This window comes from Jidongwangia harbinensis, assembly GCF_020216025.1.
In the GTDB taxonomy this organism is placed as follows: domain Bacteria; phylum Actinomycetota; class Actinomycetes; order Mycobacteriales; family Micromonosporaceae; genus Actinoplanes; species Actinoplanes harbinensis.
Map to the genome: position 1 here is coordinate 111,595 of NZ_JAIWNC010000004.1, position 13,362 is coordinate 124,956.

Consider the following 13,362-nt stretch of genomic DNA (forward strand, 5'->3'; position numbering starts at 1 on the left):
GAAACAGCCGTCGACCTTGCGCCGAATAGGTGATTCGTTGCAGATGGATGCCGTTGACCAGCGAATCATTGCGTCACTGGTCGCCGATGCCCGCGCGTCGTACGCCGAGATCGGCGCCAAGGTCTCGCTGTCCGCGCCGGCCGTCAAGCGGCGGGTCGACCGGCTGCGGTCCAGCGGGGTCATCAAGGGATTCACCACCGTCATCGACCCGGCCGCGGTCGGCTGGACCACCGAGGCCTTCGTCGAGCTGTTCTGCACCGGGCGCACCACCCCCGCCCAGATCACCGTGGCGACCCGGCGGCATCCCGAGGTGGTCGGCGCGTACACCGTCTCCGGCCAGGCGGATGCGCTGGTGCACCTGCGGGCGGCCGACATCGGTCACCTGGAGCAGGCGCTCGAACGCCTCCGCGCCGAACCGTTCGTGACCAGCACCCGCAGCATGGTGGTGCTGTCCCGGCTGGTGGAGACGCCGACCCCGGTGCCCGCCCCGGACTGACCCCGCCGTCCCGCGCGTCGCGTCCGGCGAACCCGGCAGGCCCGGGAACCGGAACGCCACCGGCCGCGTCCTACCCCGCATGTCCCGCCGAATGCTGTTGAGCGCCGCCGCGATCACCTTCGCCGTGGTCGGATGCACCGCCAAGCCCGAGCCCGGGCCCGGTTCCACGGGCCGGCCGCCGGGTGCCCTGCGCCTGGTCGCGTTCGACTCCTGCGACCAGCTCACCCGCGACCTGCGGACGGCCGGCAAGGCCGCGGTCGGCCCGTACGGATTCCCCGGCGCGGGCGGCCCCGAGATGCTCACGGCGGACGCGGGCGGTGTGCGTGCCGCCGCCGGCGGCGCGGCGCCCGCCGCGAAGGCCCCGGCCCCCGCGTTCTCCGGCACCAACGTGCACGAGCAGGGCGTGGACGAACCAGACCTGGTGAAGACGGACGGGCGGCGGATCGTCACGGTCGACCGCGGCGTGCTGCGCGTGGTGGACGCGGCGAGCCGTCGGCAGACCGGAAAGCTGGACCTGGGCGGGGACCAGTACGGCCCAGCGAACCTGCTGCTCGCCGGCGACCGGGCGCTGGTGCTGCGGTCCGGCGGCTACGGAACGATGCAGCCGAACCGGGTCGCCTTCGACGGCGGCCCGGAACTGATCCTGGTGAACCTGGCCGGCACGCCGCAGGTGCTCAGCCGCTTCCGGACCGACGGGGTGCTCGTGGACGCCCGGCAGACCGGCGACACGGTCCGCGTGGTGCTGAGCAGCGCGCCGCGGATCACCTTCCCGGATATGCCGAAGGTCGACGACCAGGACGACCGGGTCAAGGCGAACCGCACCGCCATCGACGACGCACCGGCCGACGCCTGGCTGCCCGAGTGGACGTACACCGACGAACACACCACGCACCGCGGGCGGGTGGGCTGCGGGCAGGTCAACCGGCCCGCCCGGTTCTCCGCCGCCGCCCTGCTCACCCTGCACACCTTCGACCTGCGCGCACCCGCGCTGGCCAGCGGCGACCCGGTCACCGTGGTGGCCGACGGCGACACCGTCTACGGCACCCCGACCAGCCTGTACGTCGCCAACGACCAGCGCTGGCGGCTCAACATGTGGCGCGGCCGGGACAACCGCAGCGTGCCGCAGGAGACCGAGATCTACCGCTTCGACCTGACCGGCGGCGGCCGGCCGGTCTACACCGCCGCCGGCACGGTGCCCGGATGGCTGGTCAACCAGTACGCGCTGAGCGAATGGGACGGCCACCTGCGCGTCGCCACCACCGACGACCGCAAGCGCACGTCCGCGGTACGGGTGCTGGCCACCCGCGGCGACCGGCTGACCCAGGTCGGTGTCGCCGACGGCCTGGGCAAGGGCGAACGGATCTACTCGGTCCGGTTCATCGGACCACGCGGGTACGTGGTGACGTTCCGGCAGACCGACCCGCTGTACAGCGTCGACCTGAGCGACCCGGCCCGGCCCCGGGTCACCGGCGAACTGAAGATCACCGGGTACTCCGCGCACCTGCAGCCCGCGGGCGACGGCCGGCTCATCGGCATCGGCCAGGAGGCGGACACCCGCGGCGTCACGCAGGGCACCCAGGTGTCGCTGTTCGACGTGTCGGACCCGGCCGCACCGCGCCGGCTGGCGCAACACCAGGTGAGCGGTGGCCACTCCGAGGCCGAGTACGACCCGCACGCCCTGCTCTGGTGGCCGGCCACCAACCTGCTGGTGGTGCCGATCAACCGGTACGACGCCAGGATGTCCGCCCCGGCGAACGCGGCCCTCGCCCTGCGGATCACCGACCGCGGCGTCGAGGAGGCCGGCACCCTGGCGCAGCCGGCCGTCCCGGGCGCCGCGGAGCGCGCCTGGACGCCCGGCATCCGCCGCTCACTCGTCATCGGCGACGTGCTCTGGACGGTCAGCGAGTCCGGCCTGCAGGCGTCCCGGCTGTCCACCCTGGAGCAGATCGGCTGGATTCCGACAAACTGACCGGCTAGATGTACATCCCGGTGCGGTGGTCGGTCGGGTCCTTGCTGATCGGCTTGTCGCTCTCGCCGAAGAACCGCTTGCCGCCGAACTCGCCGTGCAGCCGGTCGTCCAGCTCGTCGGCGAGACCGGTCATCACCTGCACCGCGAGCATCAGATGCGCGGCCTGGAAGTTGCGGCCGAACACCGGGACGGACGCCCACACCGTGTCCTGGGCGCAGTACAGCCGGCCGATCGGCATGCGGTTGGTGAGTTCGGACAGCTTCACGTACAGCTGCTCGGTCGGCTCCACCTCGGTGAGGATGGGCGAGAAGACGTCGACCAGCGGCGGGTTGTCGCGCACCCGGACGAACACCATCGCCGAGCCGGCCCGGATGCCGATGTCGCCGTCCGCGTCCTCCTGCAGCTGGTCGACCGTGGTCTTCGACATGGTGGCGACCACGGTCCGGACCCGCTCGGCCAGCGGAATGGCCTCCTCGGCGGCCGTGGCCAGCGCGGCGGCGCCCTCCAGGTCGTCCAGGTTCAGCCCGGCCTCGAGGCTGGGCTCGTGCCGGGCGGTGCCCAGCGGGACCGTGTCGATCGGCTCGTCGTCGATGTCGTGCACCAGATAGACCAGGAACGCCGGATGCGGCGCACCGTACACGTCGCGCAGCGTGCGGGACACGATCGTGGCCAGGCGGCCGGCCTGATCCACCGTGGTGCGCAGGCCGAAGGAATCGCCCGAGTCGGGCAGCACGCCCGGCGGCGACCAGCCCAGCGCGACCAGGTCGGCCACCGCGGCACGGTCCATCCGGTAGCCCTCGGGCAGCTCGGCGTTGCCCACCGCCAGCGCCTCCACGACGCCGTCGTCGAGCAGCCGCATGCTCACCGAATAGACCGCGGTGCCGGTGCCTGAGGCGGTCGGGTCGAGCGTCACGTCGACGTGCGCGCCCGGCGAGAGCTCCGGCACCAACCGCGCCAACGCCCCGGCGAACTCCCGCCACGCCTCGGTGACCTTCACCCGTAGGTCAGAGTTCGTGGGCTCGTCGAGCAGAATGCCCTCGGGCTGCTCGCCCGTCGTGTCCGCCGTCATGTCCGCCACCCTATCGAGTGGTTCTCACTCCGCGTCGCGCGCTTTCCTCCCGGACAGTGCCGTCTTCAGCGCCTCTCCCTGGGCAACGGCTACTTCGGGTCGGCGGGCGGCGCTGTCTTCGGCCAGGCCAGGGCGAGGGCGCTGAGGCGGGCCGCGGCGTCGGCCGGATCGGACCCGCGGCCCACGGCGATCCCCATCAGGTACGTGGTGACCGGCGCACCCGGACGCAACACCTGGTGCGCCACGTCCCGGGCCACGTCCAGCGCCAGCTTCGGCTCGACCTCACCCGGGTCCACACCGAACTCCGCGGCGGCGGCGGCGATCCAGGCGTCCAACTCGTTCATCCGGTCCGCTCCCTCAGATTCCGTGCCGCCCGTCACCGCGCCCACTCCTCCGCGGTACGCAGGTCGTCATCGGTGTCGCAGTCGAACCACGGCGGCGGACCCGGCCGTCGCCAGGACACCTCCGCCACCCGCAGATACTCCATCAGATCCCGCACCGAGGCGCCGTGCAGATCACCACGTTCCGCGGCCAGCCGGTCCACCGCCTCCCGGAGCGCGGTCGTCCGCCACACCCCGCAGAGCAGCTGCCGGCGTCCCTCCGAGTCGCGGTAGACCGCGCCCTGCATCGGCGCCGACTCCACGGTCAGGCGCAGCACGTCGATCGCCTCGCCGGTGAGAAAGGGCAGGTCCGCGGCGAGCAATGCGGTGAACGTGACGTGCGCGGGCACCAGCGCCAGACCGGCCGAGGTGGCCGCGACCGGGCCGCCGCCCGGCGGATCCTCACGGGTCGAATGCACGTGGACCGGCAGGTCGGGCGGCACCCGGCCGACCACCACGCGCGGCTCGGCGTCGTGGACCGCGGCCAGTACCCGGGTCAACATCGGCTGACCCGCCACCGGCAGCGTCGGTTTGTCCGCACCACCCATCCGACGCGCCGCACCGCCGGCCAGCACCACCGCCGCAAATCCCCCCACGTACGTACCGTATCCCGCCGACGACCTCCGCGTGACCGCCCGCCTCACCCTTCCCACCTCACACTGCCGAGATCCTCCCTTCCCCCGCCACCCCCAAAGCCACACAACCGACTACTCGGACACCGGGCAGCGCCGGTTGGGCCGGCCGAGTCGGCCCCGGCGGCCGGTAGGGCCGGGCACTCCGGGGCGGGCGGCCGGTAGGGCCGGGCACTCCGGGGCGGGCGGCCGGTAGGGCCGGGCACTCCGGCCCGGGCGGGCATACGCTCGCACGATGGCACGGACGATGCACCGGCGGCCGGTGGTGAAGATCGACCTGGACGGATCGGCGGAACCACGCCGCCGCCCCGACGACCTGGCCGCCGAGGAACCGCTGGAGATCCGCCTGCGGCGCACCCCGTTGGCGGTGACCATGCGCACCCCCGGGCAGGATCTCGACCTCGCGATGGGCTTCCTGCTCACCGAGGGCATCATCGGCGCCGCCGGGGACGTGGTGACCGCGCAGCTGTGCGCCGGCACCGACGCCCCGAACACGTACAACGTGGTGGACGTCGTGCTCGGCGGGCACGTGCCGCCGCCGGTCACCGACCCGAGCCGGAACTTCTACACCACGAGCTCCTGCGGCGTGTGCGGGAAGGCCAGCATCGACGCGGTCCGCACCCGCTCGCGGTTCGACGTGTCCGGGGATCCGCTGCGGGTGTCCGCGCACGTCCTCGCCGCGCTGCCGGACCGGCTGCGGGCGGCGCAGCGGACGTTCGACCGGACCGGCGGCCTGCACGCGGCCGGGCTGTTCACGCCGGACGGCGAACTGCTGGCGCTGCGCGAGGATGTCGGGCGGCACAACGCCGTGGACAAGGTGATCGGCTGGGCGCTGCGGGAGGGCCGGCTGCCGCTGACCGGACATGTCCTGCTGGTGTCCGGGCGGGCCAGTTTCGAGCTCACCCAGAAGGCGTGGATGGCCGGAATCCCGCTGCTCGCCGCGGTGTCCGCACCGAGCACGCTGTCCGCGGAACTGGCCGACGAGGCGGGACTGACCCTGGTCGGCTTCCTGCGCGGGGCGTCGATGAACGTGTACACCCACCCGCAACGCGTCACCGTGGAGAACTTCCCCCGCCGGTAAGCCGCACACCGATCGGCGTTCATCCATGCTCGCGACGCTGCGGGCATGTCTGTTTCGCGACGTACCCTCCTGCTCGGTGGCGCCGCCGCCGGTGCCGCCGGCGCGATCACCACGTGGCCGCTGGCCGCGGTGGCGGCGCCCTACCGGGGCCCGCTCCGCAGCGACCCCTTCACGCTCGGCGTCGCGTCCGGCGACCCGGAGCCCGACGGCTTCGTGCTGTGGACGCGGCTCGCCCCGGCCCCGCTGGCTGAGGACGGCCTCGGCGGAATGCCGGCCCGCAACGTGCCGGTCCGCTGGGAGTTGGCGGCGGACCAGCGCTTCCGGCACGTGGTACGCCGCGGCACCGTGGTCGCGGACCCGGCCCGGGGGCACTCGGTGCACGTCGAACTGCACGGGTTGCTCCCCGGACGGGAGTACTTCTACCGGTTCCGGGCCGAGCGGTACGCCTCGCCGGTCGGCCGGACCCGCACCGCCCCGGCGCCGTGGGCCGTCGGCGGCACGCTGGCCATGTCGTTCGCGTCCTGTTCGCAGTACGAGCACGGCTACTTCACCGCGTACCGCCGGCTGGCCGAGGACGAACCGGACCTGATCCTGCACCTGGGCGACTACCAGTACGAGTACGCCCCGGGCACGTACACCATCCCGGCCGGCAACCCGCGCGACCACCAGGGCCCGGAGACCCGCACGCTGGCGAACTACCGGCAGCGGCACGCGCAGTACAAGACCGACCCGGACCTGCAGGCGGCGCACGCCGTGGCGCCGTGGGCCGTGGTGTTCGACGACCACGAGGTCGAGAACAACTGGGCCGGCGAGGTGCCCGAGGAGCCCGACCCGGACTTCCCGGCCCGGCGCGCCGCCGCGTTCCAGGCGTACTACGAGAACATGCCGCTGCGCCGCCGGTCGGTGCCCCGCGGCATCGACATGCAGCTGTACCGGCGGCTGCACTGGGGCCGGCTGGCCACGTTCCACCTGCTCGGCACCCGGCAGTACCGCAGCGATCAGGGCTGCGGCGACGGGTACCGGGACTGCCCGGAGGCCGCCGACCCGGCCCGCTCGATCACCGGCGCCGAGCAGGAGAGGTGGCTGCTCAACGGCTTCCGCAGGTCGGACGCCCGCTGGGATGTGCTCGGCCAGCAGGTGTTCTTCGGACAGCGGGACAACAACTCGGGGCCGGCCACGGTGGTCAGCATGGACTCCTGGGACGGGTACGCCGCTTCCCGCGACCGGATCACCCGCGGCTGGCTCGCCGCCGGCGTCCGCAACCCGGTCGTGCTGACCGGCGACGTGCACGCGCACTGGGCCGACGATCTCAAGCTGGACTACGCCGATCCCACCTCCCGCACGGTCGGCACCGAACTGGTCTGCTCCTCGATCACCTCCGGCGGCGACGGCACGGACGTGCCCACCGGCGCGCACAGCTGGGCGCCCTGGAACCCGCACCTGCGCTTCTACAACAACCAGCGCGGCTACGTCCGCACCCGGATCACCGCGGGCGCGTTCACCGCCGACTTCCGGGTGGTGCCGTACGTGACCCGGCCGGACGCGCCCGCGCACACCCGCGCCACGTTCGTCATCGAGGACCGGGTCCCCGGCCTGCACCAGACCGCCGACCAACCGACCCCGGCGGCTCCGAGCACGCTGCGGGCGCCCTCCTCCGCCCCCGACACGGTCCGCCAGGAGACCGACCGGCCCCGCTAGCTGGAGCCGCCGTCGGCCGCGTCTCCGCCGTCCGGCGGCGGCGCCCGCGGCGCCCGAGTCACCGCGACTCAACCGGCCCACAGCGCCCGAGCACCCCCCGACTCACACCAGGCCGCCCGAGTTCCCACGACTCACACCGACCCACGGCGGGGCCTGCGGGTGCGCCGCTGAGCCCGCAGGTCCCGCCGCACCGCCGCCGGACGGAACGGCAGCACCAGATCGCCCCCGCCGGCCCCGGGCCGCACGTCACCCGAACCAGACCGCGCCCGGCCGTCGGGACCAGACCGGCCCGGGCCGTCGGGACCAGACCGACCCCGACCATCGAGGCCAGACCCACCCCGGCCATCGGAACCAGAGCCACCCCGACCATCGGAACCAGACCTACCCCGGCCATCGGAACCAGACCCACCCCGGCCATCGGAACCAGACCGGCCCCGGCCATCCGGACCGAACCGCGCCGGCCCAGCTCGACCGAACCCGGGCGGGACATCCCAGCCGGGTTCCGGCCCGCCGCCCAGCTCGAGCCGGTCCGCCGCCGGCCCGTTGGCCGCCATGGCCGGTGACACGCCGAGCCCGAGCACCTGCTGCAGCAGCATCGCCATCCGGTAGTCCTCGTCGACATCCAGCGCCCGCTCGACCGCCACCCGGGCCAGCGCGCCCTGCCCGAGACGCCACGCCGCGTACCCGAGCAGGCACGCCGGCGCCGGCACGTACGCGGACTCCACCCGGCGCAGCACGTCCGTCCAGAGGCCGACCCGCCACTGTTCCACGCCGATCCGCTCCCAGGCGTAGTCGCGCACCTGCACGTCGACCAGCAGCACCCCGAGCCAGGCGGCCTCGTCCGCGGTGAGCCGGCGGCCGGACCGGTACCGGCGTTCCGCCTCGCGCACCGCCGCACGCCCGGCGCGGCGGACCAGCCGGGCGAACCCACCGCCGCGCGGCCGCGGCTCGACCAGGTCGGCGAGCCGTGCCTGCGCTCGCGCGGTGGCCGCGGTCATCGCCTCCCGTTCCGCGCCGGTCACGGCAGCGACCTGCGCCACCAGCGCCTCCCGGTCGGGTAGCGCCACCGCGCCGGCAAAGGTCGCCTGGGCGGCCACCACGCTCTGCTCGGGGGCGTACGGCGTGCCCTCCGGCGGGCAGCACCGCGGGTCTTCGCACTGGTACGACCAGTACCGGCCGTCGGCGACCCGGAGCACGTCGTCCACCGGAACGCCCAGCCGCCGGAGCGCCTCGGCGAGCCGGAGCACGGCGGGCGTGACCCGGACCGGTGGCCCGTACCCGATGATCCGGGTCTGGTCGACGTTCTGCCGGGCCACCACCGCGGCCAGGTAGTCCGCATCGGCCTGGGTCTCGGACGCGGGCGCGCCCGGCGCCGGCAGGTCGTGGCGCGCCGCGAACATCACGGTCTTCTCGTGCACCGCGACCACGACGACGCTGTCCGCCGGATGGAAGCCGAGCAGATAGGGCACGGCGGTGATGAGTTCGGCCGGGGAACTGACCTTGAGGGTGTGCTCGGATGTCATGCCAGGCAGCGTGGCGGGTGCCGGCCGGGCGCGGCGTGCCGGTTTGCCGGCCTGTGGACGACACGCCGGTCATCCACAGGGCGGATCGCCCCGGCGCAGGTCAGGAGCGGAACTGCAGTTCGTGCAGTTCGAGTCCGTCCGGCTGCCAGGCGTGCTCGTGCCGGCCCAGGTCCATGGTCAGCTTGATCGAGGAGACCACGTCGTAGCCGGCCGCGTGCAGGCTCCGGATGGCGTCCACGTTGCGCGACGCCGGGGAGATGGTGAGCGACTGCATGCTGCGCTTCTTGGCCTCGGTGGCGACGTGCCGCAGCAGCTTGCGGCCCACGCCCTTGTGCCGGTGCGTGGCGGTGACCACGACCGGATCCACCTCGCCGGCCCGGTCCCGCATGATCAGGCCGACCAGTCCGATCACGCCGTCGTCCGCGTGGTCGGCCACCCAGAGGCCGCTCAGGTCGAGGCGCGTGAGGTACTCCTCGAACGCGGCGCCGTCGTCGTCCGTGACACCGTCGCCGTACATGTCGTGGTGCTGCAGGGTCAGCTCCGCGTAGAGGCGACGGCACGCGTTGTGATCGCTGGGCCGGTACGAACGCACCGTGACAGGGCTCATGCCGACATTTTGACTCCGATTTCCGGGGCCCGTAACCCGAAGTGGAAGATAAGGCCGTGGATCTGGCGTACCTGCGCGCGCACCCGCAGCACCTCCCGACATTTCTCACCCATCAGCGGCTCCGCGAGACCCCGGTGTCCGGCGGCCACGTGTGCACCGCGTCGCGCCTGACCCTGGACGACGGCAGCTCGGTCTTCGCCAAGACGTGGCCGTCCGGGACCGCGCCGGAGGGCTTCTTCGCCACCGAGGCGGCCGGCCTGCGCTGGCTCGCCGACGCCGGGTCGGTACCGGTCCCCGAGGTGCTGGTGGCACTCCCGGACATGCTGGCGATGGAGTGGATCGAGCCGGGCGAACCGTCTCCCGAGGCGGCGGAACGGCTCGGCCGGGACCTGGCCGGGACGCATCGCGCCGGGGCGGACACCTTCGGCGCGGACCGGCCCGGGTTCATCGGCCCGCTGCCGCTGGACAACACGCCGTCGGCCGGACCCTGGGGGGCCTGGTTCGCCGAGCGCCGGCTCCTGCCGTACCTGCGCAGCTCGGCCGATCGCGGCGCGCTCTCCGTGGACGACGTCGCGGCCGTCGAGCGGATCATCAACACCATTGAGCGGTACGGCGGAAGCGAACCGCCCGCCCGTACCCACGGTGACCTGTGGTCGGGCAACGTCCTGTGGGCGGCCGACGGACGCGCTCGGCTGATCGACCCGGCGGCACACGGCGGACACCGGGAGACCGACCTGGCGGCGCTGGCCCTGTTCGGCGGGGCGCCGCACCTGGACCGGATCCTCGCGGCGTACCAGGAGGCGTACCCGTTGGCGGACGGCTGGCGGCAGCGCGTGCCGCTGCACCAACTGCACCTCCTGCTGGTGCACACGGCGTCCTTCGGGGCCGCCTACTCGGGCGCGGTCCGGACCGCCGCGGACGCGATCCGGCCCGGTTGACCGACTGTTAGCGCTGTCCCGGTCCACAGGGTGGACACCGCTACGGCGGAACCGCCGCGGCACGGGCTAGATTTGGCCGATGAGCGAGCTTCCTGGGCCGATCGGTGCTCCGCAGATCGTCGCGCCCGGAGCGCCGGTGGCCGACGACCTACCGGCCGGCAGTACGCTCGCCGACCGCTACGGGCGGGTGGCGACCGACCTGCGCGTCTCGCTCACCGACCGGTGCAACCTCCGCTGCACCTACTGCATGCCGGAGGAGGGCCTCGCCTGGCTGCCGCGCGAGCAGCAGCTGACCGACGACGAGGTGAACCGGCTCATCCGCATCGCGGTCGAACAGCTCGGCGTGACCGAGGTCCGCTTCACCGGCGGCGAGCCCCTGCTCCGCCGCGGGCTGCTCGGCATCGTCCAGTCCGCCGCCGCGCTGCGCCCGAGGCCGCGACTGTCGATCACCACGAACGGCATCGGGCTCGACCGTCTCGCCGCACCGCTGCGGGACGCCGGGCTGGACCGGGTCAACGTCTCGCTGGACACCGTCGACCCGGTGCGCTTCGCGACCCTGACCCGCCGCGACCGCCACGCGGACGTCCTGGCCGGGCTGCGCGCCGCGGCCGCCGCCGGACTCACGCCCGTCAAGATCAATACCGTCCTCATGCAGGGCGTCAACGACGACGAGGCGCCGGCGCTGCTGCGCTTCGCGCTGCAACACGGGTACGAACTCCGCTTCATCGAGCAGATGCCCCTCGACGCGCAGCACCGCTGGGACCGGCACACCATGGTCACCGCCGGTGACATCCTGCAGTCCCTGGCCGAGTTCGACCTGACTCCCGATTCGGTTTCACGTGGAACCGCGCCGGCCGAGACCTGGCTGGTCCCCGGCCACGTCGGCATCGACGGCAGGCCCGCCCGGGTGGGCGTCATCGGCAGCGTGACCAGGCCGTTCTGCGGCGACTGCGACCGCACCCGGCTGACCGCCGACGGCCAGGTGCGCAACTGCCTCTTCGCCACCGACGAGTCCGACCTGCGCGGCCTGCTCCGCGGCGGCCGGTCGGACGACGACATCGCCACCGCCTGGCGGGTCGCGATGTGGGGCAAGAAGCCCGGCCACGGCATCGACAATCCGTCCTTCCTGCAGCCGGCGCGACCCATGTCGGCCATCGGCGGCTGATCGTGACGACGGCCCTGACGGTGCGCTACTTCGCCGGCGCACGCGCCGCCGCGGGGGTCTCCACCGAGGCGGTCACCGCGGCCTCGCTCGACGACCTGGTCGGTGTGCTGACCGACCGGCACGGCGAACGGCTCGCCGTCGTACTCAAGGCGGCCAGCTTCCTGGTGGACGGCCTGACCTGCCACGATCGCGGGGCGACCCTGCCACCCGGGGCTACCGTGGACGTGCTGCCGCCGTTCGCCGGCGGATGAGCACAGACGGGGGAAACGGTGTTCGTATTCTTCGCGGTGGCGCTGGCGGTGCTGTTCGCCATCCACTGGTACCTGTGGAAACGCCTCGTCCGTGATCCGCTGCCCCCCGGCCGGGCGCGGAGGGCCGGCGGCATCCTCATGGTCCTGCTGGCCATCCTGGTACCGGCCACCCTGATCGGCACCCGCACCGGCCACGCCACCTGGCTGGGCTGGCCGGGGTACCTCTGGATCGCCCTGATGTTCTACCTGCTGGTGATCCTCGCCGTGCTGGAGATCCCGCGCCTCATCGTGTCGCTGACCTGGGTCCGGGGCCGCTCCTCCGAAACCGGCCTGCCGGTGTCCGGAGCCCGCTCGACGGCGATCCCGGCGCCCGGCGCACCGGAGAACACCGGCGGAACCGCCACGACGACAGCGGCCGGCGACCCGAGCCACGCCACGACCGCGACGGCCGGCGACCCGAGCCATGCCACGACCGCGGCGGCCGGCGACCCGAGCCATGCCACACCGGATGCGGCCGAATCAGGCGCGACCACCCACGCGGCCGAATCAGGCGCGACCACTGACCGAGCGGCCGAATCGGCCACGGCCGCCGGCGGCGACACCCGTTCGGGTGACGAGAACCGGACCGGCATCGAGCGGCGCCTGCTGCTGGCCCGTGGTGCCGCGATCTTCGCGGGTCTCACCGCCGCCGGGATCACCGGCTACGGCGTGCGGACCGCGCTCGGCGGCCCGCAGCTCGACCGGGTGCAGATCCCGCTGGCGAAGTTGCCACGGGCGATGGACGGCACCCGGCTCGCCGTCGTGTCCGACATCCACCTCGGCCCGCTGACCGGCCCCGACCACGCGCGGCGGATCGTGGACCTGATCAACTCGGTCGACGCCGACGTGGTGTGCATCGTCGGTGACATGGTCGACGGCACGGTGGAAGAGCTGGGCCGGCTCGCCGCGCCGCTGGCGGACATCCGGGCGCGGCAGGGTGCGTACTTCGTCACCGGCAACCACGAGTACTACTCCGGCTTCCAGCAGTGGGTCGACGAGGTGGCCCGGCTGGGCGTGCGCCCGCTGCGCAACGAGCGGCTGCAGATCACCACCCGCGGCGGCACGTTCGACCTGGCCGGCGTCAACGACCCGGGTGGCGCCGAGTTCGATGACGCACCGGACTTCGAGCGCGCGCTCGGCGACCGGGACCCGGCCCGGCCGGTCGTCCTCATGGCCCACCAGCCGGTGGTCGCCCGGGACGCCGCCCGGTACGGCGTGGACCTGCAGGTGTCCGGGCACACCCACGGCGGCCAGATGATGCCGTTCAACCTGCTGGTCCGGCTGGAGCAACCGGTGGTGTCCGGCTTCGGCAAGGTGGACGGCGTACCGGTGTACGTGACGAACGGCGCCGGTTTCTGGGGACCGCCCGTGCGCGTCGGCGCCCCACCGCAGGTCAGCCTCATCGAACTCCGCACACCCTGATCCCGTCCAACCGCCCCGCCACCGCCCTTGACCGGAAAGAGGCCCGGCTCTACAGCCATCAAGATCCGTTAATCCGGCTTGAGCGTGGCGGC

Annotated in this window: 12 protein-coding genes and 1 pseudogene; 8 read left to right on the top strand and 5 right to left on the bottom strand. The window is 73.4% G+C overall.

Going from position 1 to position 13,362, the window contains the following annotated elements:
• Positions 1-37: 37 nt before the first annotated feature.
• Together LDL48_RS07290 and LDL48_RS07295 are read left to right on the top strand one after the other, a co-directional pair.
• Positions 38-496 (top strand): Lrp/AsnC family transcriptional regulator, encoded by a 459-nt coding sequence (locus tag LDL48_RS07290; RefSeq protein ID WP_225254247.1) that lies wholly within the window; start codon positions 38-40, stop codon positions 494-496.
• Positions 497-575: 79 nt separating this feature from the next.
• Positions 576-2,465: a beta-propeller domain-containing protein gene (locus tag LDL48_RS07295; RefSeq protein WP_225254248.1), complete on the top strand. Its 1,890-nt coding sequence runs from the start codon at positions 576-578 to the stop codon at positions 2,463-2,465.
• 4 nt (positions 2,466-2,469) lie between these two features.
• On the opposite strand, the gene LDL48_RS07300 is transcribed toward LDL48_RS07295, so the two are convergent.
• The 3 genes from LDL48_RS07300 to mobA form a co-directional block, all read right to left on the bottom strand.
• Complete coding sequence (locus tag LDL48_RS07300; protein WP_225254249.1) at positions 2,470-3,534, bottom strand: T3SS (YopN, CesT) and YbjN peptide-binding chaperone 1; 1,065 nt, start codon at positions 3,532-3,534, stop codon at positions 2,470-2,472.
• Positions 3,535-3,623: 89 nt separating this feature from the next.
• The gene (locus LDL48_RS07305; protein WP_225254250.1) at positions 3,624-3,878 is read right to left on the bottom strand and encodes a DUF6457 domain-containing protein; all 255 of its coding nucleotides are present in this window, start codon (positions 3,876-3,878) and stop codon (positions 3,624-3,626) included.
• A 32-nt stretch (positions 3,879-3,910) separates the two neighbouring features.
• Positions 3,911-4,462 carry a molybdenum cofactor guanylyltransferase gene (gene mobA / locus LDL48_RS07310; protein ID WP_372472069.1) on the bottom strand — a complete coding sequence of 184 codons (552 nt, stop codon included), beginning with the start codon at positions 4,460-4,462 and terminating at the stop codon, positions 3,911-3,913.
• A gap of 319 nt (positions 4,463-4,781) precedes the next feature.
• Between mobA and fdhD the strand changes: the two genes are divergently transcribed.
• Both fdhD and LDL48_RS07320 read left to right on the top strand, forming a co-directional pair.
• Positions 4,782-5,627, top strand: a complete 846-nt coding sequence (fdhD, locus tag LDL48_RS07315) for a formate dehydrogenase accessory sulfurtransferase FdhD (protein WP_225254252.1) — start codon at positions 4,782-4,784, stop codon at positions 5,625-5,627.
• Positions 5,628-5,672: 45 nt separating this feature from the next.
• Positions 5,673-7,325 (top strand): alkaline phosphatase D family protein, encoded by a 1,653-nt coding sequence (locus LDL48_RS07320; protein ID WP_225254253.1) that lies wholly within the window; start codon positions 5,673-5,675, stop codon positions 7,323-7,325.
• Positions 7,326-7,822: 497 nt separating this feature from the next.
• Here the strand turns inward: LDL48_RS07320 and LDL48_RS07325 are convergent.
• Together LDL48_RS07325 and LDL48_RS07330 are read right to left on the bottom strand one after the other, a co-directional pair.
• Positions 7,823-8,848, bottom strand: a pseudogene (locus LDL48_RS07325) (DUF4192 domain-containing protein); the annotation flags it as partial.
• Between the two features lie 100 nt (positions 8,849-8,948).
• Positions 8,949-9,455: a GNAT family N-acetyltransferase gene (locus LDL48_RS07330; RefSeq protein ID WP_225254255.1), complete on the bottom strand. Its 507-nt coding sequence runs from the start codon at positions 9,453-9,455 to the stop codon at positions 8,949-8,951.
• Positions 9,456-9,511: 56 nt separating this feature from the next.
• On the opposite strand from LDL48_RS07330, the gene LDL48_RS07335 reads away from it, so the two are divergent.
• The 4 genes from LDL48_RS07335 to LDL48_RS07350 all read left to right on the top strand — a co-directional run bounded on the left by LDL48_RS07335 (position 9,512) and on the right by LDL48_RS07350 (position 13,270).
• Complete coding sequence (locus LDL48_RS07335; RefSeq protein WP_225254256.1) at positions 9,512-10,393, top strand: fructosamine kinase family protein; 882 nt, start codon at positions 9,512-9,514, stop codon at positions 10,391-10,393.
• 79 nt (positions 10,394-10,472) lie between these two features.
• Positions 10,473-11,558, top strand: coding sequence for a GTP 3',8-cyclase MoaA (gene moaA / locus LDL48_RS07340; protein WP_225254257.1), 1,086 nt, complete (start codon positions 10,473-10,475; stop codon positions 11,556-11,558).
• A gap of 2 nt (positions 11,559-11,560) precedes the next feature.
• Positions 11,561-11,809 carry a MoaD/ThiS family protein gene (locus LDL48_RS07345; RefSeq protein ID WP_225254258.1) on the top strand — a complete coding sequence of 83 codons (249 nt, stop codon included), beginning with the start codon at positions 11,561-11,563 and terminating at the stop codon, positions 11,807-11,809.
• A gap of 18 nt (positions 11,810-11,827) precedes the next feature.
• Positions 11,828-13,270, top strand: a complete 1,443-nt coding sequence (locus LDL48_RS07350; protein WP_225254259.1) for a metallophosphoesterase — start codon at positions 11,828-11,830, stop codon at positions 13,268-13,270.
• Positions 13,271-13,362 lie beyond the last annotated feature (92 nt).